The sequence below is a fragment of the Paractinoplanes tereljensis genome (genome assembly GCF_016862435.1).
GTDB classification, from domain to species: domain Bacteria; phylum Actinomycetota; class Actinomycetes; order Mycobacteriales; family Micromonosporaceae; genus Actinoplanes; species Actinoplanes tereljensis.
Genome location: NZ_BOMY01000002.1, coordinates 222463 through 247603 on the forward strand (window position 1 = coordinate 222463; position 25141 = coordinate 247603).

General features: G+C 70.4%; 18 protein-coding genes. 11 read left to right on the forward strand and 7 right to left on the reverse strand.

Going from position 1 to position 25141, the window contains the following annotated elements; all coding sequences use genetic code 11:
* Nucleotides 1–28: 28 nt before the first annotated feature.
* Nucleotides 29–1009, forward strand: coding sequence for a glutathione S-transferase family protein (locus Ate02nite_RS02350; RefSeq protein WP_203798134.1), 981 nt, complete (start codon nucleotides 29–31; stop codon nucleotides 1007–1009).
* Here the strand turns inward: Ate02nite_RS02350 and Ate02nite_RS02355 are convergent.
* Nucleotides 1006–1650, reverse strand: coding sequence for an NAD-dependent epimerase/dehydratase family protein (locus tag Ate02nite_RS02355; RefSeq protein WP_203798136.1), 645 nt, complete (start codon nucleotides 1648–1650; stop codon nucleotides 1006–1008). The genes Ate02nite_RS02350 and Ate02nite_RS02355 overlap by 4 nt on opposite strands.
* 60 nt (nucleotides 1651–1710) lie before the next feature.
* Between Ate02nite_RS02355 and Ate02nite_RS02360 the strand changes: the two genes are divergently transcribed.
* The 7 genes from Ate02nite_RS02360 to Ate02nite_RS02390 all read left to right on the forward strand — a co-directional run bounded on the left by Ate02nite_RS02360 (nucleotide 1711) and on the right by Ate02nite_RS02390 (nucleotide 11624).
* The gene (locus Ate02nite_RS02360) at nucleotides 1711–4524 is read left to right on the forward strand and encodes an SWIM zinc finger family protein (protein ID WP_203798138.1); all 2814 of its coding nucleotides are present in this window, start codon (nucleotides 1711–1713) and stop codon (nucleotides 4522–4524) included.
* Complete coding sequence (locus Ate02nite_RS02365) at nucleotides 4521–5582, forward strand: ATP-binding protein (RefSeq protein ID WP_203798140.1); 1062 nt, start codon at nucleotides 4521–4523, stop codon at nucleotides 5580–5582. The genes Ate02nite_RS02360 and Ate02nite_RS02365 overlap by 4 nt, the downstream gene beginning before the upstream one ends.
* Complete coding sequence (locus Ate02nite_RS02370) at nucleotides 5575–7998, forward strand: DUF5682 family protein (RefSeq protein ID WP_203798142.1); 2424 nt, start codon at nucleotides 5575–5577, stop codon at nucleotides 7996–7998. The genes Ate02nite_RS02365 and Ate02nite_RS02370 overlap by 8 nt, the downstream gene beginning before the upstream one ends.
* The gene (locus tag Ate02nite_RS02375; RefSeq protein WP_203798144.1) at nucleotides 7995–9161 is read left to right on the forward strand and encodes a VWA domain-containing protein; all 1167 of its coding nucleotides are present in this window, start codon (nucleotides 7995–7997) and stop codon (nucleotides 9159–9161) included. The genes Ate02nite_RS02370 and Ate02nite_RS02375 overlap by 4 nt, the downstream gene beginning before the upstream one ends.
* Before the next feature lie 14 nt (nucleotides 9162–9175).
* Nucleotides 9176–9949, forward strand: coding sequence for a class I SAM-dependent methyltransferase (locus Ate02nite_RS02380; RefSeq protein ID WP_203798146.1), 774 nt, complete (start codon nucleotides 9176–9178; stop codon nucleotides 9947–9949).
* 20 nt (nucleotides 9950–9969) lie between these two features.
* A complete protein-coding gene (locus Ate02nite_RS02385; protein ID WP_203798149.1) occupies nucleotides 9970–10416 on the forward strand; it encodes a nitroreductase family deazaflavin-dependent oxidoreductase in 447 nt (148 codons plus the stop codon).
* Nucleotides 10417–10478: 62 nt separating this feature from the next.
* Nucleotides 10479–11624, forward strand: coding sequence for a DUF5925 domain-containing protein (locus tag Ate02nite_RS02390; protein WP_203798151.1), 1146 nt, complete (start codon nucleotides 10479–10481; stop codon nucleotides 11622–11624).
* 3 nt (nucleotides 11625–11627) lie between these two features.
* On the opposite strand, the gene Ate02nite_RS02395 is transcribed toward Ate02nite_RS02390, so the two are convergent.
* The 4 genes from Ate02nite_RS02395 to Ate02nite_RS02410 form a co-directional block, all read right to left on the reverse strand.
* Entirely contained in the window at nucleotides 11628–13049 is a 1422-nt protein-coding gene (locus Ate02nite_RS02395; protein WP_203798153.1) for a multicopper oxidase family protein, read from the reverse strand.
* Nucleotides 13050–13052: 3 nt separating this feature from the next.
* Nucleotides 13053–13481 (reverse strand): hypothetical protein, encoded by a 429-nt coding sequence (locus tag Ate02nite_RS02400; RefSeq protein ID WP_239147065.1) that lies wholly within the window; start codon nucleotides 13479–13481, stop codon nucleotides 13053–13055.
* Between the two features lie 156 nt (nucleotides 13482–13637).
* Nucleotides 13638–16052 (reverse strand): IPT/TIG domain-containing protein, encoded by a 2415-nt coding sequence (locus tag Ate02nite_RS02405; RefSeq protein ID WP_203798155.1) that lies wholly within the window; start codon nucleotides 16050–16052, stop codon nucleotides 13638–13640.
* A 486-nt stretch (nucleotides 16053–16538) separates the two neighbouring features.
* On the reverse strand, nucleotides 16539–16829 hold the full coding sequence (locus Ate02nite_RS02410) for a DUF1540 domain-containing protein (protein ID WP_203798158.1): 291 nt from the start codon (nucleotides 16827–16829) through the stop codon (nucleotides 16539–16541).
* A gap of 338 nt (nucleotides 16830–17167) precedes the next feature.
* On the opposite strand from Ate02nite_RS02410, the gene Ate02nite_RS02415 reads away from it, so the two are divergent.
* Nucleotides 17168–19453 (forward strand): IPT/TIG domain-containing protein, encoded by a 2286-nt coding sequence (locus Ate02nite_RS02415; RefSeq protein WP_203798160.1) that lies wholly within the window; start codon nucleotides 17168–17170, stop codon nucleotides 19451–19453.
* 83 nt (nucleotides 19454–19536) lie between these two features.
* On the opposite strand, the gene Ate02nite_RS02420 is transcribed toward Ate02nite_RS02415, so the two are convergent.
* Nucleotides 19537–20253 (reverse strand): hypothetical protein, encoded by a 717-nt coding sequence (locus Ate02nite_RS02420; protein WP_203798163.1) that lies wholly within the window; start codon nucleotides 20251–20253, stop codon nucleotides 19537–19539.
* A 435-nt stretch (nucleotides 20254–20688) separates the two neighbouring features.
* Here Ate02nite_RS02420 and Ate02nite_RS02425 point away from each other — a divergent pair, with 435 nt between their 5' ends.
* Complete coding sequence (locus Ate02nite_RS02425) at nucleotides 20689–22341, forward strand: IPT/TIG domain-containing protein (protein ID WP_203798165.1); 1653 nt, start codon at nucleotides 20689–20691, stop codon at nucleotides 22339–22341.
* A 72-nt stretch (nucleotides 22342–22413) separates the two neighbouring features.
* Nucleotides 22414–24072 carry an IPT/TIG domain-containing protein gene (locus Ate02nite_RS02430; RefSeq protein ID WP_203798167.1) on the forward strand — a complete coding sequence of 553 codons (1659 nt, stop codon included), beginning with the start codon at nucleotides 22414–22416 and terminating at the stop codon, nucleotides 24070–24072.
* 80 nt (nucleotides 24073–24152) lie between these two features.
* Here the strand turns inward: Ate02nite_RS02430 and Ate02nite_RS02435 are convergent, their stop codons facing one another.
* Entirely contained in the window at nucleotides 24153–24920 is a 768-nt protein-coding gene (locus Ate02nite_RS02435; protein ID WP_203798169.1) for a hypothetical protein, read from the reverse strand.
* Nucleotides 24921–25141: the final 221 nt, after the last annotated feature.

Below are 25141 nucleotides of genomic sequence, written 5' to 3' on the forward strand. Positions count from 1 at the left end.
AGGCGGCGCGCGAGGCAGGATGTGAGACATGGCTTACGTGAATCCGTCCGGCGAGTTCACCCGGGACCAGCGCTACATCTCCACCCGGATTGCCGCGGACGGGCCTTATCCGGTGGAGGCGGGCCGCTATCGCTTGGTGGTGAGCCGGGCCTGCCCGTGGGCCAACCGGGCGATCATCGTGCGCCGGCTGCTCGGGCTGGAGGACGCGCTGTCGATGGGCGTCGCCGGGCCGACCCACGACGAGCGGAGCTGGACCTTCGACCTGGACCCGGGCGGCCGGGATCCGGTGCTCGGCATCGAGCGGCTGCAGGAGGCGTTCCTGGCCCGCTATCCGGACTACGACAAGGGCATCACCGTGCCGGCCATCGTCGACGTGCCGACCGGGCAGGTGGTCACCAACGACTTCGCCCAGATCACCATTGATCTGTCGCTGGAGTGGACGGCTTTTCACCGGGCCGGGGCGCCCTCGCTTTATCCGGTTTCTCTCCGCGAGGAGATCGACAAGGTGAACCGGTTCGTCTTCACGGATGTCAACAACGGGGTCTACCGGGCCGGGTTCGCCGGGACGCAGGAGGCCTACGAGGCCGCCTACCACCGGCTCTTCGACCGGCTCGACAAGCTCTCTTCGCACCTTTCGACGCAGCGCTACCTGGTCGGGGACACGATCACCGAGGCGGACGTGCGGCTGTTCACCACGCTGGTGCGCTTCGACGCCGTTTACCACGGCCATTTCAAATGCAATCGGAGCAAGCTGAGCGAGATGCCGGTGCTTTGGGCGTACGCGCGGGACCTGTTCCAGACTCCGGGTTTCGGCGACACGATCGACTTCGTGCACATCAAGCAGCACTACTACGTGGTGCACAAGGACATCAACCCGACTCAGATCGTGCCGGCCGGGCCCTCGTTGACGAACTGGCTCGACGAGCACGGGCGGGAGAAGCTCGGCGGGCGGCCGTTCGGGGACGGGACGCCGCCGGCGCCGATTTCCGGCTTTCCGCGGTTTGCTTAGCGGAGGTCGACGTTCTCCAGGATGTGCCGGGGGAAGCCGACCCGGGCGAGCTGGAGCATGGCCCGGCCGAGGCGGTCGGTCGTGGTGACGTACTTCGGGGCGGTGCGCTCCAGCAGCGGAGTCAGCGGCGCCGTGGCCGTGTAGATGGCGTTGTACCACCGGGTCTTCGAGCGCACGCCGTGGGTCGGCTGGATGAAGCCGGGGCGGACCGCGTAACCCCGCGGGAGCAGCTCGATGACCTCACGCTCGGTGCGGCCCTTGACCCGGGCCCACATCTGCCGGCTCTGCGGGTTGGTGCCGGCGCCGCTGACGTAGACGAAACAGGTCTGCGGATTGAGCTCGGCGAGCAGGCGGGCGGCGGCCATCGGGTAGTCGTAGGAGACCCGGGTGTAGTCGGCCTCGCTCATCCCGACCGAGGAGACACCGAGGCAGTAGAAGCAGGCGTCGTAACCGGCGAGCTCGTCGCGGACCGGGGTGAGATCGGCGAAATCCGCGACCTTCACCTCGCGCAGCTTCGGGTGATGCACGCCGGTCGGGCTGCGGATCACGGCCAGCACCTGCTCGACGTCGGGCGCCAGCAGGGCCTCCCGGAGCACGCCCTGCCCGACCATCCCGGTCGCCCCGAAGATCATCACCCGCATGGCTTTCACCCTATTCGTTCGGCCCGCAGAAATGTCGTACGGCGCGTCTAGGGTTTCCCCGTGCCCGTTGAAAGATGGTCCGCCGCCCAGGTCGAGACGCTAGCGCCCGACACCGCCTCGGTGAAGGCCGCACGTGGTCTCTCCTCCCCCGGTTCCTGGTCGGCGGCTGGGCGGCTCGACGATGTCCTGTGGGGACAGTGCCGCAACTACCAGGTGTGCGTCGACCTCGCCGGGCCCGCCTTCAAGTGCTCCTGCCCGAGCCGCAAGATCCCGTGCAAGCACACGCTGGCCCTGCTGCTGCGCTGGGCCGAGTCCGACGTGCCGGCCGCAGACGCGCCCGACTTCGCCCGCGAGTGGCAGGCGGCCCGCGCGGCCAAGGCGACCGCCGCCGCCCAACCGAAGGCGGCCACGGCGCCCGATCCGGCCGCCGCCGCGAAACGGGTGGAGCAGCGCGCCGAGCGGGTCGCCGGCGGCATGATCGAGCTGAGCCGCTGGCTCGACGACCAGGTGCGGCAGGGCCTGGCCGGGGCGCAGCGCGGCGGTCCGGCCCCGTTCGACGCGATGGCGGCGCGACTGGTCGACGCCCAGGCCCCGGCGGCCGCCGGCGCGGTCCGCCGGCTCGGCACGATCGCCGGCATCGGCCCGCACTGGGCCGACCGGCTGCTCGGCGAGCTGGCCCTGCTACGGCTGCTGGTCGCCGGCTACGAGCGCCTGGCCGACCTGCCACCCGAGTTGGCCGCCACCGTCCGCAGCCGGATCGGGTTCCCGGTCGGCACCGAGGAGGTGCTGGCCGGCCCCCGGGTCACCGACCGCTGGCAGGTGATCGGCCAGGTCGACGCCGACGACGGCAACCTGACCACCCGGCGCACCTGGCTGCGCGGCTCGTCGACCGGCCGGTTCGCGCTCGTGCTGGCTTTCGCCGCGGCCGGCCAGCCACTGGTGTCCGACCTGGTGGCGGGCACCGAGTTCCGCGGCGACCTGACCTTCTACCCCGGCTCGGTGCCGCTGCGCGCCCTGGTGGCGTCGCGCGACAGCGCCGCCGAACCGTTCGCCTCCCCCTCCGGGGCGTTGCCGCTGGGCGATGCGCTCGGTGGGTGGGCCGCGACCGTGGCCGGTGAGCCGTGGCGCTACGACGCGCCGGTCCTGGTCGCGGACGTGACGCCGAGCGCCGACGGCTGGCTGCTGGATTCCGCCGGGTCGGCGCTGCCGCTGGCGCCCGGGCATCGCGAGCCGTGGTGGCTGCTCGCGGCGGCCGGTGCTTCGCCCGCCACGGTCGCGGCCGAGTGGTCGCCGTCCGGGCTGCGGCCCCTCGCCGCCTGGACCGGCGCCGGGTTCGTGCCGGCCGGTGCGCCGGTGCTCGACCCGGCCGCCCCGCGCACGCCTGAGCTGCCGCCCGACCTGCTGGCCGCCGCCCTGGTCGGCACCAACCGGCGGCCGTGGCCGGGCTCGTCCACGCTGCTGGAGACCGCTGCCGTCGCGCTGACCCGGCGCCGGGCCGGTCTCGCCCCGGCTCTCGATGGCCACGCGCCGGCGCCGGCCGCCCCGGCCGAGATCACGACGCCGCTGCCGCCCGCCACCGGTCTGCGGCTCATCCGCATCCTGGGTGAGGGGGTGCCGGGCGGCGCCCAGCTGGCGCAGGAGCTGCTGGCGCAATGGCTGGAGGCGGCCGCCGCCAAGGGCGGGCACGTGCCGCCCGTGGTGCTGCCGGCGCTGCTCGACGCCGGCCGCCGCAACTCGATCATCCGGCCGGCGCTGGCGCAGGTCGCCGGGCGGCGCGGCACCTGGCTGGCCGGCATGCGCGCCGACTGGCGCTGGCTACGCGACGAATCCGTCGCGGCACCGCCGCCGGGCGCGGGGTCGGCCGGCTTTGCATCGCCCGGCGTGCCCTCGGCCGGCGCGGGGTCGGTTTGGGAGATCGGGACTGTTGGGGAGCGGCTCGGGTTTCTCACTGAGCTGCGGCGGGTCGACCCGGCTGGTGCGCGGTCGCTGCTGGCGGAGACCTGGGCCGCGGAGTCGTCGGAGGATCGCGCGCGCTTCGTTACCGCGCTGGGGACCGGGCTGTCGGTGGACGACGACGCGTTCCTTGAGCAGGCGCTCGACGATCGCCGCAAGGAAGTGCGCGAGGCGGCCCTCGACCTGCTGCGCATCCTGCCCGGCTCGTCGCTCGCGGCCCGGATGACCCAGCGGGCGCGGGCCGCCCTGCGTTACGAGAACCGGCGGCTCGTGGTCACCCCGCCCGACGACCTCGACACCGGGATGCGCCGCGACGGAGTGGCCGCGACCCCGGCCCGCGGGCTGGGCGTCAGCGCGTGGTTGCTCGAGGAGATCCTGGCCGGGGCGCCGCTGTCGACCTGGGCCGTGCCGGCCACCATGCTGGGGCTGGCCCGCGGCACCGACTGGGAGGCCGCCCTGCTGCACGGCTGGGCCAAGGCCGCCATCGCGCAGAACGACCCCGCCTGGGCGATCGCGCTGCTCGACGAGGCGTCCGGGGCGCTGCGCGAGTCGGTGCGCTGGGACCTTCACCTCGTGCTGCCGGCCGACGAACTGGGCCGGCTCGCCGCCGACGCGCTGCGCCGGGAGGACGGCATGGCCCACCGGCTGCTCGCCATCCACCCCGGGCGCTGGCCCGAGGAACTGTCCGTCACGGTGCTCGAGACGATCGCCCACCGCGCCCGCACCGACCGGCACACCTGGCAGCTCGGCGAGCTGTGCCGCTCGGCCGCGGTGTCCATGCCCCCGTCCTACGCCGAGCTGGTCGGCCGCCTCGCCCTCCAGCTCGACCAGGAACCGGCCGACCAGTCGCGGGTGCGACCGGTCGCCGACCTGGCCCGCACGCTCACCTTCCGCCACGAGATGTTTCAGGAGTTCGCGTGACTGCGCTGCGCCCGCACGCCGAAGATCAGTATTCCGACGAGCTGGCCCTGCTCGCCGCCACCGACGACCGCATCCGGCCGCCGGGCTGGCGGCTCTCCCCGCAGGCCGTGGTGACCTACCTGCTCGGGGACGGCGCCAAGATCACTCCGAAGTACGTGGGACCCCGCCGGCTCATCGAGGTCGCGGTGGCGACCCTGGCCACCGACCGCGCGCTGCTGCTGCTCGGCGTGCCGGGCACCGCCAAGACCTGGGTGTCCGAGCACCTCGCCGCGGCCATCTCCGGCGACTCGAAGCTGCTCGTGCAGGGCACCGCCGGCACCGCCGAGGAGGCCATCCGGTACGGCTGGAACTACGCCCGCCTGCTCGCCGAGGGCCCGACCGAGGACGCCCTGGTGGCCAGCCCGATCATGCGGGCCATGCGGGGTGGCACGATCGCCCGGCTCGAGGAGCTCACCCGGGTGCCGTCCGACGTGCAGGACGCGCTGATCACCATCCTGTCCGAGAAGACGCTGCCGGTGCCCGAGCTCAACACCGAGATCCAGGCGCAGCGCGGCTTCAACCTGATCGCCACCGCGAACGACCGCGACCGCGGCGTCAACGAGCTGTCCAGCGCGCTGCGCCGCCGCTTCAACACGGTGGTGCTGCCGATGCCGGCCTCGGCCGAGGAGGAGGTCGAGATCGTCGCGCGGCGGGTGGCCCAGCTCGGCGCGTCGCTCGACCTGCCCGCGGTGCCGACCGCGCTGGAGGAGATCCGGCGGGTGGTCACGGTCTTCCGCGAGCTGCGCACCGGGCTCACCGAGGACGGCCGCACCAAGCTGAAGTCGCCGACCGGCACGCTCTCCACCGCCGAGGCGATCTCGGTGATCACCAACGGGATGGCGCTGGCCGCGCACTTCGGCGACGGCACCATGCGCCCGGCCGACGTGGCCGCGGGCATCCTCGGCGCCGTGGTCAAGGACCCGCTGTCGGACGGGGTGGTCTGGCGCGAATACCTGGAGACCGTGGTGCGGGAGCGCCCCGACTGGCTCGACTTCTACCGGGCCGCCCGCGATGCCTGAGCGGCTCTACGGCATCCGCCACCACGGTCCCGGGTCGGCCCGGGCCGTGGTGCAGGAGCTCGAGCGGCAGCCACCGCAGGTGCTCCTGGTCGAGGGCCCACCGGAGGCGGACGACCTGGTGCGGTGGGTGGCCGACGCCGGACTGGAGCCGCCGGTGGCGCTGCTGGGGTATGCGACGGACGACCCGCGGCGGGCCGCGTTCTGGCCGTTCGCGGTCTTCTCCCCGGAGTGGCAGGCGATCCGCTGGGCGGTGTCGCACGGCGTGCCGGTCCGCTTCTTCGACCTGCCGTTCGCATACCGTATGGGCGGCAACGCCGCCGGCCGACTGACCCAGCCGGGCCCCGCGCAGCCAGACCTCACGCAGCCGGACCTCGCGCAGGCCAGCCCTGAACAGTCCGACCCGGCGCAGGCGGAGGTCTCGCCGCCAGGGCCTTCGGGGACGGATGCTGGGTCGCCATCAGACGCCGCGGAGTCCGACGTGGACTCCGCGGGGCGGTCGCCGGAGGCTGCCGGTGAGCCCGGTGGGGCGGACGGCCCGGGGCCGGGCACCGCGGTTGAGCGGGTGCCGCAGCGGCCGGTGGACCCGATCGGGGAGCTGGCCGCGGCGGCCGGGTATGACGATCCGGAACGCTGGTGGGAGGACGTGGTCGAGCATCGCGGGATGCCTGCGTTCGAGGCGATCGCCGAGGCCATGACCGCTATCCGCGACGACTCGCCGGAGGACCCGGACGACCTGGTTCGCGAGGCGTACATGCGGACCGTTCTGCGGGAGACCCGGAAGAAGTACGACGACATCGCGGTGGTCTGCGGGGCCTGGCACGTGCCGGCACTCACCCGCAAGGTCGCGGTCAAGGACGACGTCGCCCTGCTCAAGGGGCGGCGTAAGGAGAAGGTGTCGTTCACCTGGGTGCCGTGGACCTACGGGCGGCTGGCCTCCTGGTCCGGTTACGGCGCCGGGGTCCGCTCGCCGGGATGGTACCACCACCTGTTCAGCACCGCCGACGAGGTGGTCACCCGCTGGCTGGTCGACGCGGCGGGGGTGCTGCGGGCCGAGGGGGTGCCGACCTCGTCGGCGCACATCATCGAGGCGACCCGGCTCGCCGAGGCGCTCGCCACGTTGCGCGGACGGCCGCTCGCCGGGCTGGCCGAGGTGACCGAGGCGGCCGAGGCGGTGATGTGTGACGGCGAGCCGCTGCGGGTCAGCCTGATCAGCAACCGGCTCGTGGTCGGCGAGCGGTTGGGTGGCGTTCCGGAGGACATGCCCGGCGTACCGCTCGCCAAGGACCTGGCCAACCAGCAGCGTGCGCTGCGGCTGAAGCCCGAGGCTCTCGACCGGGATCTTGAATTGGATCTCCGTAAGGAGATCGGGTTGCAGCGCAGCCGGCTGCTGCACCGGTTGCGCATCCTCGGCGTGCCGTGGGGTGAGCCGCCGCAGGCCCGCCGCGGCACCACCGGCACGTTCCGGGAGGAGTGGCGGCTGCGCTGGCAGCCCGAGTTCGCGGTGCGGCTGGTCGAGGGCAGCATGTTCGGCACGACCGTGGCGTCCGCCGCCACCGCCAAGGTCACCCGGGCTGCCGCCGACGCGGAGACGCTCGCCGACGTGACCGCGCTGGTGGAGACGTGCCTGCTCGCCGACCTGACCGGCGCCTATCCGCCGGTGCTGGCGGCGCTCGACGTCCGCGCGGCGCTGGACGCCGACGTCAACCACCTGATGGCGGCGATCCCGGCGCTGGCCCGCACCCTGCGGTACGGCGACGTGCGGCAGACCGACGTGGCGGGGCTGGCCACGGTGACCGCGAGCCTGCTGGTCCGGGTGTGTGCGGGGCTGCCGTCCGCGGTCGGCTCGGTCTCCGATGAGGCCGCCCGGCTGCTGCGCGACCGGATCGACGGGGTGCACTCGGCGGTCGGTCTGCTCGCCGACGACGACCTGCGGCAACGCTGGCTCGGCACGCTCGCCTCGCTGGCCGGGCGGGGCGACCTGCACGGGCTGCTCGCCGGCCGGCTCACCCGGCTGCTGATGGACGCCGGCCGGCTGGACGCGGTCGAGGTGCGCCGCCGGCTGCGGCTGCCGCTGACCGTGGGCACCCCGCCCGCGCACGGGGCCGCCTGGGTGGAGGGCTTCCTGTCCGGCGGCGGGTTGCTGCTGGTGCACGACGACGCGCTGCTGGCGCTGCTCGACGAGTGGCTGGCGGACATCCCGGCGGACGCGTTCGACAGCGTGCTGCCGCTGCTGCGGCGGACGTTCGGCGCGTTCGAGTCCGGCGAGCGCCGGGCGATCGGCGAGCGGGTGTCCGGGAAGGTCCGGGCGACTCAGGAGGCCGGTGCTCTCGGTTTCGACACCGAGCGCGCCGATCTCGTACTGCCCACGCTCAGCGCGCTGCTGGGCCGGGGGATCACCGCCGGGGAGGCGCGATGAGCGAGGAACGCAGCCGGCGATGGCGGCTCGTGCTGGGCGGAGCGGCCGAGGAGTCGCTGGGGGCGGCCGAGGGGCGGGACGGGGCGATGGACTCCGCGCTCGCCGCGCTCTATGACGCCGGTGGGGCCGGCGACCCGCAGAGCGGCAGCAAGCGCTCGGCCGGGCTGGGCGGTTCGGCGCCGAAGGTGGCCCGCTGGCTGGGCGACATCCGGGAGTACTTTCCGTCGACCGTCGTGCAGGTCATGCAGTCCGACGCGATCGAGCGTCTCGACCTGACCCGGCTGCTGCTCGAACCGGAGATGCTGGCCGCCGTCGAACCGGACGTGCACCTGGTGGGCACGCTGCTCTCGCTCAACGGCGTGATGCCGGCCAAGACCAAGGACGCGGCCCGGCAGGTGGTCCGGCAGGTGGTCGAGGAGCTGGAGAAGCGGATCACCCAGAAGACCCTGGCCGCGGTGAGCGGGGCGCTGAACCGGGCCGCCCGGATCAACCGGCCCCGGCACGCCGACATCGACTGGGACCGGACGATCCGCGCCAACCTCAAGCACTACCAGGCCGAGCACCGCACGATCATCCCGGAACGGCTGGTGGGCTACGGGCGGCGGACCACGGCCGTGCAGCGCGACGTGGTGCTGTGCGTGGACCAGTCCGGGTCGATGGCCGCGTCGGTGGTGTTCTCCGGGGTGTTCGCGGCGGTGCTGGCCTCGATGCGGTCGCTGCGCACCTCGCTTGTCGTCTTCGACACCGCCGTGGTCGACCTGACCGACCAGCTCAGCGACCCGGTCGAGGTGCTGTTCGGCACGCAGCTGGGCGGCGGGACCGACATCAACCGGGCCATCGCCTACAGCCAGCAGCTGATCAGCCGGCCCCGGGACAGCATCTTCATCCTGATCAGCGACCTCTACGAGGGTGGCGTGCGGGAGCAGATGCTGCGCCGGGTGGCCGAGATGACCTCGGCGGGCGTGCAGGTGGTGGTGTTGCTCGCGCTGTCCGACGAGGGGGCACCGGCCTACGACCACGAGAACGCGGCCGCGCTCGCGGCGCTCGGGGTGCCGGCCTTCGCCTGCACACCGGACGCCTTCCCGGATCTGATGGCCGCGGCGATCGAGCGGCGTGACTTGAAGGCGTTCGCCGAGCGCCTTGAAACGGAGGCCGCTCGGTAACTACCGTAGGGCGTATGAGTGCTTACTTGGAGACCGCGAGCATCTGGCAGGAGAGCTGGGACCGGCAGCAGGAGGGCTTCCTCCCGGACCGCGAGGAACGGTTCGCGGCCATGCTCACGGCCGTCGCCGCGGTCACCGACGACACGGCGCCCCGGCTGCTCGATCTGGCCGGCGGCACCGGCACGATCGCGCTGCGCGCGCTGGCCCGGTTCCCCGGCGCCGAGGTCACGGTCCTCGACCAGGACCCGGTGCTGCTGACGATCGCGGAAGCCTCGCTGCGCGGCCGGGGCACGATCGTCGAAGCCGACCTGGGCGATCCGTCCTGGCGGGCCAAGCTGCCGGGTGAGCTGCCGGCTGGGGGCTTCGACGCGGTGCTGACCGCGACCGCCCTGCACTGGCTGCCGGCCGAGCGGGTGGCCGCCCTCTACGGCGAGATCCGCGAGGTGCTGCGGCCCGGCGGCATCTTCGCAAACGCCGACCACATGCCGGAGGAGTCACTGCCGACCCTGTCCGCGAAACTGCGGGGGCACGGCCGGAAGCTGCGCGAGGCCCGCTACGCGACGGGTGCCGTCACCTCGTGGTCCGACTGGTGGCAGCGGGTGGCCGGCGACGAGGTGCTCGCGCCCAGGCTGGCCGAGCGCGAACGCATCTATCCGGGGACGGCCCACCACCAGGAGTGGACCCCGCCGGTCGCCTGGCACCTCGATGCCCTGCGGGCCGCGGGCTTCGCCGAGGCGGGCGTGCTGTGGCGCGGCGGCACCGACGCAGCGGTGGTCGGCCTGCGGTGATCCGTACATAGACTGGGCAAATGCCATTGACCGGAGAATATGCGCCGAGCACGTCCCAGTGGGCCCGCGACCAGGCCGAGAAGATCGAGGCGACGAACGGCGCCGAGGGCTACGAGCTGCACGGCATGCGGGTCATCGTGCTGACCTCGGTGGGTGCCAAGACCGGCCTGCTGCGCAAGACGGCACTGATGCGGGTCGAGCACGACGGTGAGTACGCGGTGGTCGGTTCGCTCGGCGGTGCGCCGAAGAACCCGGTGTGGGTCTACAACCTGCGCAAACAGCCGCACGTCGAGCTGCAGGACGGCGCCGAGAAGCACGACTACCTGGCCCGTGAGGTCACCGACGAGGAGCGGGCGGTGTGGTGGGAGCGGTCGGTCGCCGCGTTCCCCAACTACGCCGGTTACCAGAAGAAGACCGACCGCCTGATCCCGGTATTCGTACTTACCCGGCTGCCGGAGCAAGAGTAGTAAGAGAGGGAACCTCGGGAAAACCGGATGCCGCAAGGGCATCGAACGTCGATCATTGCACCATGCGTACTCCCCATCAGCCTGTCGACCGGCATGCCGGGCGCCCGGTGGAGCCGGCGGCCTCGCCGCCGGCTCTCGGCGCTCTGCCGCTGTCCGGTTCCGTCGATGACGGCGACCGCCTGGTGGATGTCGTCGACCTGCTGGCCCTGGATGCTTTCGTCACCGGCCGGGAGCCGTTCGGCCGCAGCTGCTACCTGGAAAACGTGCGGGCCGAGGCCCCGCTGACCACCGACGACGCGCGAGTGGTGCGCGACGCGGTGGAGGACGACGGGCAGGCCCGCCTCTCCGTCGGCGAGGGCTGGACGCTGCACGTGACCCGCTGGAAGCAGAGCCGGCGGGCCCGGGTCACGGTCACCGCGATCTCGGCCGAGCTGGCCGAGTCGGTGCTGGACGCGACGACGTCCGGCGCGGTCGAGGAACCGGAGCCGGCCGGCGACAGCGTACCCATCGGGTTCTGGCATTTCGGTCCGCACGGACCGCGCCGGGTGCAGCGCGAGATCGACGCGGCGCCGTGGGAGAAGATCCGGGCCAACTACGCCGGGCCGGTCGGGCAGACGCTCGAGCGGCTGATGACGCTGGACGGCTCGGTGGTCAACGGGCGGCTCCTGCTGCTGCACGGGGAACCGGGCACCGGCAAGACCACCGCGCTGCGGGCCCTGGCCCAGCAGTGGCGGGACTGGTGCCAGGTCGACTGCGTGCTCGACCCGGAACGGCTGTTCAGCGACCCGGCCTACCTGATGAGCGTAGCGCTGGGCAGCGGCGACGAGGACGAACCGCGCTGGCGGCTGCTGATGCTGGAGGACTGCGACGAGCTGATCAGCGGCGAGGCCAAGGCGAGCGCCGGGCAGTCGCTGTCCCGGCTGCTCAACCTCACCGACGGGCTGCTCGGGCAGGGCCGCAACGCGCTGATCGCGATCACCACCAACGAAGACCTGGCGACCCTGCACCCGGCGGTGATCCGGCCGGGCCGCTGCCTGGCCAGCATCGAGGTGGGCCGGCTCCCTTACGCCGAGGCCGCCGCGTGGCTGGGCTCGGCGCGCGGCATCGGCCCGGAGGGTGCCACCCTGGCCGAGCTGTACGCGTTGAAGACCGGCGCCGAGCCGGTCACCATCCCGAAGACCGTGCCGACCACGGGCATGTATCTGTAGCGGTTACTCCGGGCTGTTGCCGGCGTCGCCACCCACCCGGAAGGGCGTGGTGACGTCGGTGTAGGCCAGGTGGGCCAGCAGGCCGTCGACCGCGTGCTGCAGGTTGTGGCAGTGGTCGACCCAGATGCCCGGGTTGTCGGCGACGAAGGCGATCTCATAGGTCTCGCCGTCGCCGACGTCCAGCGAGTCGAACCACCACGGGCTGCCGGTCGCGGCCACCCCGTTACGGCTGAGCACGACCGCGTGGTGGCCGTGCAGGTGCATCGGGTGGACCTCACCGCTGGTGTTGCTGATCGTCATCCGGACGATGTCGCCGGTCGCGACCATGAACATCGGTACGTCCGGGAACAGGTGGCCGTTGATCGACCACCACAGGCCGGGCTTGCCGTCCAGGAAGCCGGCCCGCCGCCCGATCCGGTAGTCGAAGTTCCGGGTCGCCCGGGCCGGATCGAAGCCCAGCGCGGCCGGGGTGCCGTAGGACAGCAGGTCGACGTCGTCGGCCGGTTCCGTCCCGGCCGCCGCCCCGCCGGCGACCAGCGCGGCGCCCGCACCCACGTCGACCCTTGCGGCGCCGGAGGCCGGCATCTCGAAGGTCAGATCGACCCGGCCACCCGCCGTGACGATTACTGATTTGCCGGTAATGTCGGTCGGCCCGTTCACGCTGCGGCCGTCGATCGCGGCGACTCGATAGGGCGCACCCGACACCCAGGCCCGCAGCGGCCCGGCGTCCGTGTTGATCACGCGAGCCCGGACGACCTGGCTGGGCCGGGCGGCGAGCGCCGCCTCACCCGCCGCCCCGTTGATGGTGCGGCGGCCGTCGAAGGTGTGCACCTGGACGACCTGGTCGATGCCCTCGGCGAAGACCGGCTCGGTGACGATCAGGGCCCCGAACAGACCCTGCCGCACCTGCTCGTGGCCGACCTGGTGGGAGTGGTACCAGTAGGTGCCGGCGTCCTGGACGGTAAACCGGTAGACGAAGCTCGCGCCGGGCCGCACCGCGTCCTGGGTGACCCCGGCGACTCCGTCCTCCCCGTTGGGCACGTCGACGCCGTGCCAGTGCAGGGTCACGCCCTCGGTCACGTTGTCGTTGACCAGCGTGACCTGGACGAGCTGACCCTTGACCGCGCGGATCTCGGGTCCCGGCGAGGTGCCGTTGAGCGTGTAGCGCCCGTTGCTCTCCTGATGAGCCGCCAACGTGACGGTGACGTCGGGCTTCGCGGATGCCGGACCGGTCAGCGTGTCGACACTGAGCCCACCCGTACCGTGCGAATGCCCTGCCGCCGGGCCGCCGCCGAAGTCGGCGTAGCCCATGGTGGCCATGTCGTAGGTGCCCGGGACCAGGCTCCGCTGCCAGAAGTAGCCCAGCGGGCCGAGGATCGCCACCGTCGCCCCGAGTGCGATGGCGATCTTGAAAGACTTGCGCACGGCTCAGGCCGTGACGGGTGTGCTCGCCTGGGTCGAACCGGCGAGGCGGGCCTGGCGCATGGCCAGCGAGGCGACCGCGGCCAGCGCGAACGCGTTGATCGCGTGCAGCACGCCGAGAACCGGCACCGGGTAGCTCGCGTAGGCCAGGACGATCTGCAGCACCAGCACGCCGAACGTGATCGCCGCCCACTTCACCCCGCCCGGGATGCCGGCGAAGAACGACACGATCAGCAGGGCCAGCACCAGCACCGGCACGATCATCTCGCCGACCACCATGTGCACGGCGATGCCGGCGTTGTCGGAGTCCTTGGTGAAGACCTGGCCGTCGTCGGTCTTGTGCAGGATGTCGAAGAGCGCGTAGGCGATGGCGCAGGCCTGCACCACCACGCCGGTCGCGATCGACATGGCGAGAATCCGATAAACAGCGCGCACGACGTTCCCCCTAGGCCGCCCTACGTATCAGTGGCTACATCCTGCCCCCTGGGTACGACAGGGCGCGCAACGCCCCTCAGGAAACGCTCAGTATCGGTAGGCGTACCGAAAGAAGGCCCGGCGCCTGCGCGCCGGGCCCTCTATTTCCGCGGTCTCTCAGAAGGGCGCGACCGTAAAGGTGGAGTTGCTGGTCACGTCGGTCTGGAAGTAGTTCGGATCGCTGAGTGCGGCGTCGTTCGCTCCGTTGCTCACGACGGTGAGGTGATAGGAGCCGTCCGGCACCGGCGCTCCGGCGTAGAGCATGCCGTTGACCATCCGGGTGAGCGTGAGACTGCCCTGCCCGCCGCCGACCGCGTTCGCCGACAGCGTCGCGGTGCCGGTCGACGGGATGACCATCGTGCCCACCGGAATGCCCAGGGTGTTGACGCCGGCCGTGGCCGGCGGATCGTTACCGACGAACGCGCTGCTGGTGATCATGCTGGACCCGTCGGTCGCGGTGACGCCGTTGACCGTGAACGTGCTGCTGGCCGTGGCCGGCACCGAGATGGTGGCGGTGTTGCCGCCGGCCCCGATCGACAGGATCGAGGTGCCGTTCGGGATCCCGGTCGTGTTGCCGAAGACCCGTCCGATGTCGGCCTTGGTGAACGAGCCGGAGTTGAGGCTCACGGTGGTGCTGCCGGTGGTGGTCACCACGACGTTGCCGAGCTGGCGCAGCGGCTGGCCGCCGATGTTGAGGGTCAGGCCGGCGCCGCTCATCGTGGCCGCCTTGGACAGCAGCGCCCGCGTCGGGCTGAGCACGGCCGTGACGGTGACGCCGGGCGGGATCATGCTCGTCGGCGACCACGCCGGCAGTCCGGTGTCGTTCCGGCTGAACCGGCCCGTATTGGAGGTCACCAGGCGGCTTCCGGCGGTGGCGACGATGTCGTTGTCCAGGTTGTTGGTGTATGTCGACGGGTCGAAGTACCCGGTGCCGGCCGCGTTGAGCCGCCGGCCCAGTTGCAGGGTGCAGACCAGTTCCTCGTCGTTGAGCGGCAGGACGTCGACGCACTCCGCGACCGGGCCATTGGCCCGTGCGCCACTGCCGTCCCCGACGTCGGCACCGTTGTAGACCCCGTTGACCAGGTAGATCCGGGCCGCCGTACCGCCGGTGCCGAACGGCAGCGACAGGAACCGGCTGCCCTGGAGCATGACGTCCACGTTCCCGGCGGTGCTCGGCGCGGTGTTCGGGGATACCCGGATCATGTTCAGGTACGAGTACGCGCCGACCAGGGTGCGAGTGCCCATCGGCGTGGTGACGATGAGCGTGACGTCGTCCTCCACCGGATGCGCCGGTGCCTGCGCGGTGAACGCACGATCGTTGATCGGCTGGATGTTGGTCAGCGGCACGCCGCCGAGCGTGGCGGTGATCCGCCCCGGTTCGGTGGGGAAGTCGGTGCCGAGCACCGTGATGGTGTTACCACCGGACATCGGCCCGGCCGACGGTGTCACCGCCGTCGGGGTCGCGGTCAGGGCCGCCGTGTACGTGCTCGACGCGATCAGGGCACCGGTGCCGGCATTGGCGTAGATACACACCTGGTAGGGCGTCGGCTGGTTGTTGGTCAGGGTCAGCGGCGGGATGTTGAGCAACAGCTTGTTGGCGCCGATCCGGCGCAGTGCCGACCCGGTGATCGCGATCGGCGCCGGATTGCCGCCGCTGGTGCCGTAGGTCGCCGGGCAGGACCCACCGGCGACGAGCAGCGCGCCCGGCGACGGGACCCCGGTCAGGAACGGCATCGGGGACGACACCGAGACGGCGTTGCTGGTCAGGTACGACCCGGCGGGCGGAGTCACGGACGCCACGTTCGCGCCGTACGGCGTCGCGGTGAGCAGTGCCCCGGTCGCCCCGGCGCCGTCGTAGAGGCAGATGGTGTACGGCGTCGGCGCCCCGCCCCCGGTCGCCACCACGCCCGACGGCACGGTGAGGCCGACCGCCGTACCCGACTGCTTGGTGACGGTGGCCGGGACCAGGTTGGCCGGATTGGCGGTGCCGAACGTCGCGCCGCAGGCGCCGGCGGTGAAGGCGGCCGCCACCGAGGTCAAGCCCGAGAACACCGGCGTATCGGCCTTGGCGGTGACCGTGATCTGATTGCCGCCGCCGGACGGCCCGCTCGCCGGGCCGGCCGTGACCGGCGCGCCCACGTACAGGGTGGTGCTGCCCTGCAGCACGCTGTTGCCGGCCGCGGTGTCGTAGACGCAGGCGTTGTACGCCTTGACTGCTCCGTTGGCGCCGGCAACCGGCCCGGTGGGCACCGTGAAGCTGACCGAGGTGCTGGTCTTGGCGGTCACCGGGGGAATCCAGGGCCCGGTCGTGGTGGCCAGGGCGATCTTCACCGGGCAGGCGGCAACGCTCAGTTGCACGGCGACCGTGCTGGGGTAGTTGGCCGCGGGGTCGGTGATGGTGGCGGTGCCACCGACCGGCACGACCAGCGGGCCGAGCACGGGTGCGGCCATCGCGACCTGCGGCGCGACGAGAAGGCCGGCGCCGGTCAGGCCGGCGATCAGCCCGGCCCGCAGAGTGGGGATTGAAGGCATGCGAGGTTCTCCTACAGCGGAGGTCCGCGGATGAGGCCCGCCGGACTCCGGCCGAGCGTAACGCTGAGTATCCGTGAATTTCCGAGGAGTAATCGCTTTGGTCGAGCGTCCTGAAAAGACAGACCGGTGACCTCAGCCGGGGACGACCGGGCGCGCCACGGCGCCGAGCCGCCCGCCGAAAACGTCAGACATGTCCCAGCAATGGCCGACGGCCGGTCGGGAGCGAGCCGGCCAGGTGCTCAGCACGCGTCGGCCTGCCGGCCAGGCCCCCTCTCGAGGAGGGACCTGCTTTCTCTTGAAAGACCATGCGCGGTGTACGCAGGAACAGCCCTCAATCGCAGCGAACCCCGCCCCGCACCCACCGCGAACCTCGTAACTCGCCGCGCTCCCGAATGGTCGAACAAAAGGAAGGCTAACCTTTGTAAACGAAATATAAACGCGCCCGACGCCTCCAGTCGGAGGCGGCGGGCGCGAATTAGGAAAGGCTTACTTGGCTTCGTAGGTCATGCAGTCGGCGGTGTCGCCCGACTCACCGACGACGATCGCCGGCGCGTGGCACTCGAGGTCGGTGTTGTGCTTGCACTCGGCGCGCTTGCACGCTCCGACCTGCGCCAACGCCTTACCCATGCCACCCTTGTCGGCGCTGTCGACGAACGTGTCGCACTCCGAGTTACGGCTGCCGATAGTGATCGCGAAGGCGGTACACCCGTTGTGGTTGTAACCGCACTGGGTCGCCGAGCACGTCTGCACCCGCGGCATTTCCAGCATCTGAGTCATGTCGAGGCCTCCTGTTTTCGCATCCCGCTACCCGAACGACAGTAATCCATTCCCCGATCGAATTCGAACTACACCACTGTTAAATTTGTTTAGGTAAGGCACCCCTAAGCAACCATTCATTCCGGCCCCGGCGGCGGCAGGCGGGGCATCGCGGCAGGATGCAGCCTGCCTCGAGCCAGATGTCCGACGTGTCCGACATCAAGAGAAATTCGTGACTCTTTGCTACTAGGCAACCACGAATCGTTACGCTTCCGGCGAGACAGCCCGCGACTGCTCATCGAGTGTCCGGGCTCACCCATCCATAGACGCGGTCCATCGGACCCGTAGGAGGACCTCGCATGCGCAAGTCCAAGTCATTCGCCCGATCACGGCTTGCAGTAGCCGCCGGGCTGTCGACCGGAGCGGTCGCGGCCGCACTCCTGGTCGCCCCCACCGTGGCGTTCGCTGCGGTCAGCATCAACAAGTCGGTCGCGGCGCCCACCGATGTCGTCACCGTCACGGACACCACCGCCTCGCCGTTCACGGCCACCACGAGCGTGATCGAGCTGCAGACCACGACGTGTAACGCCAAGTACCAGACGCCGACGACGGCCATTCTCGCGCCCGCCATCTCCAGCCCGGGCTCGCAGACCACCTCCGTCGTGAGTTTCGTCGTGCCCGCGGCGGCGGCCGGCACGAACGGGCAGCTGAAGAAGTGGAACATCTGTGTCTACGGCGGCACCGTGGCCGGCACCAGCCCGCTGCAGAACCTCGTGACGAGTGGCTCAGCCGCCAACAACTGGACGCTGCTGGTCGGCTATGTGCCGACCACGACACCGACGTTCGGCCTCACCGGCGGCGGTGACACGATCAAGATCACGCCGCAGGACGGGCAGGCGATCTTCACCGGCGTCACCACGGTCGGCGCGGCCTTCACGGCGAGCGCCGATTGCCCGAGCACCTACACGGCGACCCCGGCCAACCTGACGGCGACGGTCACCAAGAGCACGACTGACAACACGGCGACGCTGACGACGCCGGCCGGGCTTGCGTCCACGACAGGCGCGATGTCGGCCTACCAGCTGTGTCTGTACAACGGTGCGGCAACCAGCAGCGCGCTGATCTCGCAGGCGACCTTCAACGTCGGCCAGCTCGCCCTGAGCCAGACCACGGGTCCGTGGGGCGGCCTCAACGGCCTGAACATCACCTCGCCGAACCAGTTCCTCGCCGGCAACGACACGCCCGGCGTGATCTTCAACTCCGCCGCTTGCGCGGGCACCTACTCCACTCAGGCCGTCCAGGCGGCCGGTACCACAAACGCCTCCTCCAACATCGGCGCCGTCAGCGTTTCGACGGCGAACACTCGCAAGGTGACGGACAGCCGCCTCGCGGTCACCGTGCCCGCGCTGTTTGCCACGGCACCGTTCGGTGGCAACTCGACCTGGAACCTGTGTGTCTATGCCGACCAGGGCAGCGGCGCGCTGATCGCGAGCGCCCCGTACACCCTCACCACGGTTCCGTCCACCAGCGCAGTCAGCCCGAAGGCCGGCCCGGCTCTGGGCGGCAGCAAGATCGTGGTGACCGGTACCGCCCTGCCGACCGACGGCAGCATGCTCACCGCCACTCTGGGCGGCGTGGCACTGACCAACATCGTGGTCCTGAGCAGCACCGCGTTCTCCGCGGTCACGCCGCAGCACGCTCCGGCCAACAACGTGGCGCTCGTGATCACGACCGCCGCGGGTTCACACACGCTCCCGGGCGCGTACACGTTCACCCCGGCCCTGAAGGTCGCCCCGAACACAGCTCCGAGCAACAAGGCCGTGGACATCGTCGTCAACGGCGTCGGCTTCCAGAGCGCCAACTGGCAGACAAGCCTGCTGACCGGATCGCACATTGTGCTCGTCCGGGGCACCTACGACCCGTCCACCGTGTCGGCCAACCGGGCCAACCCGCCGATCGCCGAGTGCGGCAACGTCCTGGTCCTCTCCGACAACGAGGCCATCTGCAAGCTCGACCTGACGAAGCGCCTGAAGGCGGACGGCAGCGACTACCTCGCCGCCTCCGCGCCCGCGACGGTCACCGGCACGGGCAGCACCACCGCCGGTAGCCGGGTCCTCACCGACACCGCCGGCACCGGGTTCACTCAGGACATGGTCGGCACGAACGTCACCGACGCCGCCGGCAACGTTCCGGCCGGAACGACGGTCGTGCGGTACATCAGCGCCGGAACGGTTCTGATGTCGGCCAACGCTACGGGTACGCTCGCGACCGGTGACGTGACCTTCTCGCCGAACCTGGTCCGGACCGGCTTCACCGTCACCACCACGGCCACCAGCAGCCCGAACTTCACGGTCAGCGCCGGCCTCCTCGCCTCGGACGTCGACAAGCTCTTGGTGGCAACGGGTCTCACGGCAGACAAGATCAGCTCGTACACCAGCTCGACTGCCGGTGCCCTCACCAGCAACGCGAGTGCGATCGTCACCGCGGCGGCAGGCTCCATCTACCAGTCCAGCCTGCCGGTGCCCGAGGGTGCCTACAACCTGATCTACGTCAGCAACACCGCGGTGGGAGCCAACGGCTCGGACGCCACCTACCAGCAGAGCAGCATCTCCAGCGCGTCGACGTTCACCGTCTCCTCGTTCTGATCGAGTGATTCGCTGGTAGTTCTTCACCAAAGCAGCGGCCCGGAGCTTCGCTCCGGGCCGCTGCCTGTGCGCGAGAAGAAGATTCAGCGCATTTTGGCCCACTGCTTGTTGAGTTCCGCGACGCTCGTCGCCGCGTTCGGCCGCCCCTTCGGCACCACGGCGACGGTGACCACGCTCTTCGTGGCCGAGGTGCGCCAGCACAGCAGCATCATGGGCCGGGTCTCGGGCTTGTCCTCGTTGCTGAGTTGAATCTTGTCGGTGCATTCGGCGTTACCGACCTTGCGTCCCTTGCCCGCCACCCAGGCCAGTTCCCGGCGACCGGTGAGGTCGAACGGTGCGGACACGATCCGCATCGAACCACCGGTCTTGAGCGACCCGCTGTTCGACTCGACGACGCCACCGTCGTCCTTCACGGTTACGGTCTCCTGGGTGCGCGGATGTTTCACGCCGACGCCGTCCTTGGTTGCCGCCTCCCGAGCGGCCTTGATCCGCTCCTCCGGCGTCTCGATGTCGCTCTCGTCGATGGCTGCGCTGCCGGTGGAGGTCTTCGCGCCGTTCTTTGGCCGCTCCGGCCCGGCCAGTTTCGCCGTCGCGGCAGACGAAACCGGCACCGCGTCGATCATGCCGACGCTCGGTGGTTTGGTCGAGTTGTCGCCGAGCGCCGTTGAGGTGATCGCGTAGGCGCCGCCGCCCAGTACGGCAGCCAAGCCGATCACGCCCGCGAGTTGCTTGCGGCGGCGGCTGACTCTCGGTCGCTGGACGCCGTCGTCGCCGGGCCGATCGTCGTCTTCGATGGTCATGTCGACTTCCCTTGGTCTCGGTTGTGGGTCCGCCTGGACGGACCGCCGAAACCTCATGGTCGCAACGCACCGGACAAAACGCGGCAAAACCACTGACTGGCACCTGAGGAGGGGTTGCCGGGAGCGACGAACTCCCGGGCCGAATCGGCCGGGACGCGCACCGCGGCGACTTCGGTTCGGCTCGCTTCCCGGTCCGCCGAAAACGCCCTGAGGACACCCCCAATAAGGCCTGACATTTATCGAACCACCCGCCACACCAATCTCACAAAAATGGCGAGAATGGCGCTGTCCGACCCAGTCGACGGTCTTTTTCGTTCCACGTATTCGAGCCTTCATGTTTAGTTACGCTTCCGGCGAGACGGCCCGACGACATCCGATCCGCTCCGGGCCACAAATCACACCCAAAGCGGTCCACGGACCGCAGGAGGCCCATCTATGGAAAACCAGAAGGTACGCCCGCGCCGCAAAACAGCCCTACGGCTCGGAGCCGCACTCGGCGCGGCCACCCTCACCAGCTTGGCCATCGCGACGCCTAGCTATGCCGCCACACCGGACGTGATCACCCTGGGTACGTTGGTCGGTCCCACCGGTGGCGGGAACAACCTGACGCTCACCTCGACCGGCATCAACAACCAGTTCGCCGCCGGCAGCGTCTTCGTCGAGTTCCAGTGGGAGACAGCCACTCCTGGCAACTGCGCGACCGCCTACGTGGCCCCGACCGCAGTCGCCATCACGAGCACCGCACAGACCGCGGGTGTCATCGCGGCGAGCGACGTCCGGATCGTCTCGCCGACGAAGCTGGCCGTGGCGGTACCCAGCACCCTGATTCTCGGCGCGAACAACGCCGCGGTCACGGCGGATTACAACGTCTGTGTCTACAACACGAACAACTCGGCCACTGCCAGCAGCTTGATCGGACAGACCAGCGGTAACGGCGTCAACTACACCATCGGTGCGGTACCGACGATCTCCGCCGTCTCCCCTGCGGCCGGGCCGTCCCAGGGTGGCAACACCATCACCATCACCGGCACGAATTTCGCCGCCAGCGGGATGACCGCGGCCATCGGTGGCTTCCCGCTCACCGGCGTCACGTCCACCACGACGACCCTCACCGGCACGGTTCCGCTACGCGCCCCGAGTGGACCGTACGCGGTCTCCGTCCAGCTGCTGACGGGCGGCGGCGCTGTCAAGAAGAACGCGTACACCTACGCCGACAGCATCGCGGTCACGCCGAACACGGCGCCGAACACGAGGACCACCCCGACCGACATCTCCGTGACCGGCACCCGGTTCATGGGGCTGACCTTCGGCACCACCACCGGCCTGCTGCCGGATGACAGCGGCGCGCACGTCTACCTGGTCCGGGGCAACTACGACCCGGCCAAGACGACCGCCGGCACGAAGACCAACGGTCAAGTCGCCGAGTGCGAGAACGTCCTCGTCGTCTCCGATGCGGAACTGGTCTGCAGCCTCTACCTGGCCGGCAACGGCGTCGCGCAGGCCACGATTCACAGCGTGACCGGCACCACCAGCGGCACGACCCTCACCATTACGGTCGGATCGTTCACCCAGGCCGACGTCGGCATGGCCGTCACCGGCGCGACCGGCCTCGGCACGGGCAACTACATCACCTCGGTCCTCGACAACAACCGTGCCGTCCTGGCCAAGACCCCGACGGCGGCCATCACCACCGCGACCGCTCTGTCGGTGGCTCCGACCCGGTCGTTCACCGGTGACGTGACCCTCACCAGCGGCTCGAACATCATCACGTCCACCGCCAACGGCCAGTTCACCTCGGCTGACGTCGGCCGGACCATCTCCGGCACCAGCATCCCGGGCAGCACGACGATCACCGCCGTCAACAGCGCCACCAGCGCCACGCTGTCGGCCAACGCGAGCGGCGCCGCGACGGGTGCCTACGTCGTCAGCTACGCGCCGACGCCGGTTCCGGTGCCGAACGGCCCCTACGCCATCACGGTGGTCGGCAACGGCAGCATCGACGCTCAGCCGGGCGGCACGAAGGCCGACTCCAGCTATTTCCGCACCGCCGTGACCAGTGGCGCGACCTTCACGGTGGCCGACTACTGATAGGCCGCTCCACCGCGACGGCCCGACGACATCCGATTTCGAGCGGTCCGCAGACCGCAGGAGGCACCATCTATGGAAAACCACAAGGTAAGTCCGCGCCGCAAAGCAGCACTACGGCTCGGAGCCGTACTCGGCGCGGTTACTCTCACCACTGTCGGCATCGCCACGCCGAGCTACGCCGTGGCTGCCGACACCGGCCTGACCCTGAGTTCGGCGTCCGGCCCGACGGGCGGCGGTAACACTCTGACGCTCACCAATGTCGGCGGCAGCAACCAGTTCGTCGACGGCAGCGTCTTCGTCGAGTTCCAATGGGAGACAGGCACTCCCGGCAACTGCGCGAGTGCCTACGTGGCCCCGGCCGCGGTGGCCCTCGACGGTTCCAACATACAAACCGCAGGTGTCATCGAGGCGGCCGTTGTCCGAGTCGTGACGCCGTCGAAGCTTGCGGTGGTGGTGCCCGCCACCCTGGTCCTCGGCGGCGGCAACGTTGCCGCAACGGCGGATTACAACGTCTGCGTCTACAACACCACCAACACCGGCACCGCCAATAGCCTGCTCGCCAAGACGAGCGCCAACGGCGTCAACTACACCATCGGTGCGGCGCCGACGGCCGTCTCGGCGATCTCGCCGGTGGCCGGTCCTTCCAAGGGCGGCAACACGGTCACCATCACCGGCACCGGCTTCGTCGCCAGCGCCACGACGGCGAGCATCGGGGGCGTTCCGCTCACCGGTGTCGTCGCCACTACGACGACCGTCACCGGCACCGTCCCGGCGCACAGCGCGGGCGGACCGTACGCGGTCACCGTCCAGGTGACCGGTGGCGGCAACGCCAGCAAGAAGGCCTCGTACACGTTCAGCGACGGCATCACTGTCGCGCCCAATACTGCGCCGAACACGAAGACCACGCCGACCGAGATCTCCGTGTCGGGGACCGGGTTCTACGGCAATACCTTCACCACCAGTACCGGTCCGACACCAGATGACACCAACTCGCACGTCTACCTGGTCAAGGGCACCTACGACCCGACCAAGACGACCGCCGGCCCGAAGACCAACGGTCAGGTCACCGAGTGCCTGAACGTCGTGGTGGTCTCCGACCACGAGCTGCTCTGCAGCCTCTACCTGGCCGGCGGCGGCATCGCGCAGGCCACGATTCACAGCGTGACCGGCACGACCAGCGGAACGCTCCTCACCCTCACCGTCGGATCCTTCACCCAGGGCGACGTCGGCATGGCTGTCACCGGTGCGGCCGGTCTCGGCACGGGTAACTACATCGCCCAGGTCATCGACAGCAACCGCGCCGTCCTGGCCAAGACCCCGACCGCGGCGCTCACCACGGCGACGGCGCTGTCCGTGAATCCGACCCGGACGTTCGCTGACGCGACCCTCACCAACGGCTCGAACGTCATCACGTCCACGGCGAACGCTGCTTTCACCTCCGCTGACGTCGGCCGGACCATCTCCGGTGCCAGCATCCCGGGCAGCACCACGATCACCGCCGTCACCAGCGCCACCAGCGCCACGATGTCGGCCAACGCGACCAACACCGCGTCGAGCACCTACACCATCAGCTACGCGCCGACGCCGGTGCCGGTGCCGAACGGCCAATACCTCGTCACGGTGGTCAACAACGGCAACATCGACGCCCAGCCGGGTGGCACGAAGGCCGACACGGCGTATTACCAGACCGCCGTCAACAGTGGTGCGTCCTTCACGGTCGCCGACTTCTGATAGGCCGCTTCACCTAACACGAAACAGATACAAAAACAGCCGGTCCGCGAAATGCGGGCCGGCTGTTTTTCGTGCGCTTCTCAGCCGAGCTTGGCCCATTCGGCCTTGATGGCCTCGACGCTTTCCGCCGCGGTCGGTTTACCGCCCTGATCCACCAGGACCGTCACGACGCTTTTCGCGGGTGACGTGAGCCAGCAGACCATCATGTTCGGCCGTACCGCCGCCTCGCTGTTGTTGCTGAATTTGAATTTCTGGGAGCAGTTGATGCCATCGCCGACCGGCTTGCCCTGGTCGGCCACCCAGAGCAGCTCGCGTTGCCCGGTGAGGTCGTACCGCGCGGAGGTGATCCGGAGTGATCCGTCCTTGCGCGGCACGCTCCGGGTGTCGACCGGCCCGGACATCGCCGCGACGTGCGGCTTCTCGACCGGCGGCCGCTGCAGCGGATGGCCGTCCTTGGCGGCCTTCTCCCGCGCTTGTTTGATCTCCTCGGTCGTCGCCGGTTCGGCGGTGCTCTTCCTCGGCGCGGGCGCGGCCGGACCGGGCGCGGCTGAACTGGCCGGGGCTGATTCCGAAGGGCTCGCCGGAGTCACGCTGTCGGCCTGCCCCTCGACATCGGCCGAGGGCGCGGCCGTGGTCACCGCAGGTGCTGGGACGACCGCACCGACGTCCTGGGCCGTGGTGCGATCGTTGCCGGCGATCGACGCGGTGATGGCATAGGCGCCGGCCCCGAGAATGGCGAAGCCGGCCACGGCCGCCGCTACCTGGTTCCGCCGACGGGAACTACTACGCTCCGGCACCGCCCCGCGGACGCCGTCGTCGCCGGTCCGATCGTCGTCTTCGATGGTCATATCGACTGTCCCTTGCTCTCGGTGATGGGCCCGCCGGGGCGGACCGCCGAGCCTCCATGGTCGCAACGCATCGGACGAAACATGGCAAAACACCTGACTGCCGCCTGTGAGTTTGCCGAAGGCGACGCACCGTTCGGCACCTGACCCGCCACCCCGTTCTCACCACCCCCACCCGTCCTCGGGCGAATGTTCGAGCACGTGGTCGACGGGGGAGGCAGAAC

Bases quoted from the DNA above. Each gene is read 5' to 3' on its own strand.
- Ate02nite_RS02415 (WP_203798160.1), top strand. From the start codon at position 17,168: ATGCGCAAGTCCAAGTCATTCGCCCGATCACGGCTTGCAGTAGCCGCC.
- Ate02nite_RS02405 (WP_203798155.1), bottom strand. From the start codon at position 16,052: ATGCCTTCAATCCCCACTCTGCGGGCCGGGCTGATCGCCGGCCTGACC.
- Ate02nite_RS02350 (WP_203798134.1), top strand. From the start codon at position 29: ATGGCTTACGTGAATCCGTCCGGCGAGTTCACCCGGGACCAGCGCTAC.
- Ate02nite_RS02390 (WP_203798151.1), top strand. From the start codon at position 10,479: ATGCGTACTCCCCATCAGCCTGTCGACCGGCATGCCGGGCGCCCGGTG.
- Ate02nite_RS02410 (WP_203798158.1), bottom strand. From the start codon at position 16,829: ATGACTCAGATGCTGGAAATGCCGCGGGTGCAGACGTGCTCGGCGACC.
- Ate02nite_RS02425 (WP_203798165.1), top strand. From the start codon at position 20,689: ATGGAAAACCAGAAGGTACGCCCGCGCCGCAAAACAGCCCTACGGCTC.
- Ate02nite_RS02380 (WP_203798146.1), top strand. From the start codon at position 9,176: ATGAGTGCTTACTTGGAGACCGCGAGCATCTGGCAGGAGAGCTGGGAC.
- Ate02nite_RS02435 (WP_203798169.1), bottom strand. From the start codon at position 24,920: ATGACCATCGAAGACGACGATCGGACCGGCGACGACGGCGTCCGCGGG.
- Ate02nite_RS02420 (WP_203798163.1), bottom strand. From the start codon at position 20,253: ATGACCATCGAAGACGACGATCGGCCCGGCGACGACGGCGTCCAGCGA.
- Ate02nite_RS02385 (WP_203798149.1), top strand. From the start codon at position 9,970: ATGCCATTGACCGGAGAATATGCGCCGAGCACGTCCCAGTGGGCCCGC.
- Ate02nite_RS02430 (WP_203798167.1), top strand. From the start codon at position 22,414: ATGGAAAACCACAAGGTAAGTCCGCGCCGCAAAGCAGCACTACGGCTC.
- Ate02nite_RS02375 (WP_203798144.1), top strand. From the start codon at position 7,995: ATGAGCGAGGAACGCAGCCGGCGATGGCGGCTCGTGCTGGGCGGAGCG.
- Ate02nite_RS02355 (WP_203798136.1), bottom strand. From the start codon at position 1,650: ATGCGGGTGATGATCTTCGGGGCGACCGGGATGGTCGGGCAGGGCGTG.
- Ate02nite_RS02370 (WP_203798142.1), top strand. From the start codon at position 5,575: ATGCCTGAGCGGCTCTACGGCATCCGCCACCACGGTCCCGGGTCGGCC.